Origin of the sequence: Kingella bonacorsii (assembly GCF_016623605.1) — a bacterium.
Taxonomy (GTDB): Bacteria; Pseudomonadota; Gammaproteobacteria; order Burkholderiales; family Neisseriaceae; genus Kingella_B; species Kingella_B oralis.
The window spans coordinates 1-1,251 of sequence record NZ_JAEHNZ010000008.1 but is presented as its reverse complement, the minus strand read 5'-3'; the positions used below and the strand labels follow the sequence as shown (position 1 = coordinate 1,251).

3 protein-coding genes are annotated in these 1,251 nt (G+C 39.4%); 2 read left to right on the top strand and 1 reads right to left on the bottom strand.

Features of this window, described 5'->3' with window-relative positions; all coding sequences use genetic code 11:
• Window positions 1–29: 29 nt before the first annotated feature.
• Entirely contained in the window at window positions 30–251 is a 222-nt protein-coding gene (locus JDW22_RS13485; protein WP_200523472.1) for a helix-turn-helix domain-containing protein, read from the bottom strand.
• Between the two features lie 116 nt (window positions 252–367).
• Here JDW22_RS13485 and JDW22_RS13480 point away from each other — a divergent pair, with 116 nt between their 5' ends.
• On the top strand, window positions 368–982 hold the full coding sequence (locus JDW22_RS13480; protein WP_200523471.1) for an XRE family transcriptional regulator: 615 nt from the start codon (window positions 368–370) through the stop codon (window positions 980–982).
• A gap of 109 nt (window positions 983–1,091) precedes the next feature.
• Window positions 1,092–1,251: type II toxin -antitoxin system TacA 1-like antitoxin (locus JDW22_RS13475; protein WP_200523470.1), on the top strand; the 160-nt coding region annotated here is incomplete at its 3' end.

The window sequence follows — 1,251 nt, the reverse complement described above, 5'->3', positions numbered from 1 at the left end:
GGGTAGGGGGTGGGCATGGTTTAAACCAATTATTCAGTTGAACCAGTTGTTGGACGATTGATTTTTTCGTACAGACTTAATAATGCCACGCCCATTGAATAGGAAACCGTACTTTGCTTACCATTTTCTCTACTATATCGTCTTGTTTTAATTTGTGAAATAAGTCCTTGTGAACATCCGCAATGTTCCGCAATCTGCTTTTGAGAATAACCAGCGTTTTGTAATTCGCTAATGATATTTGACCAATCCATAAAATTCTCCGATGTGGAAATTGCACCATTTTAAATTAGTAATCTAATTATTTACAAGCAGAAAAATAATTTCGTTTCAAATTAGACTACTAATTTTTGAAACATAAGGGCAAAAAATGAATGAGAGCTTTGCGGAGAGAGTGAAAGCGCGGCGACTTGAAATGTCATTAAGCCAAGCAGCATTGGCGAAACGTGCCAAAGTAAGTCAAGGCACGATTGCTCAAATTGAATTAGGACACAGCCAAGGCTCGGGTAAGATTGTAGATTTGGCACTTGCGCTAGGAGTATCACCCGAATGGCTGTTGTACGGCAAAAATCCACCTGAGAAGCTAGAAAAGACAAACTTACTTGAACAGGGTATTGATTTTATTAGTTCAACTAAAAGCAACGTGGCTTTAAAAAAGAAGTTTATTCAATCAAAACGATGGGATAGTGATTTTTTAGAGTTTATTCAGGCAACGGATGAAAGTATGTCGCCCACAATCGGCATATTTGATGACGTGGTGTTCAATAAATTGGAAACGACTAGGCAAGAAAACGCAATTTTTGTGATTAGGCGGACAACAGGAGCGGTAATTATCCGCAGGTTGATTATGGACGTGAGCCAACGCTGGCTTTATCGCAGTGATAATTTTGACAAAATCCGCTTTTCAGATATGGCAGAAAATTCAGGGGATGAGATTTTAGGGCGTGTGATTTGGCGTGGTGGAGATAATTTATTGGGCGGGTAAGATAAGGCAGCCTGAAAACATTTTCAGGCTGCCTTTTCGTTTGACAATATTAAGTTGTAATCTTAAACTTATTGCGTGCCATTTTGGCACGTTTTAAAAGGGATAAGATATGATGACTTCAACTGCTCCACGCATAACCGCACGGATTGATGTGCAAACACAAGATTTATTAAAAGAAGCTGCCCAGTTGGCAGGAATTTCCAGCATCAATTCGTTTGTTTTGCAGGCAGCTTTAAAAGAAGCGAAAGCGATTATTGCGCAGGAGCAAA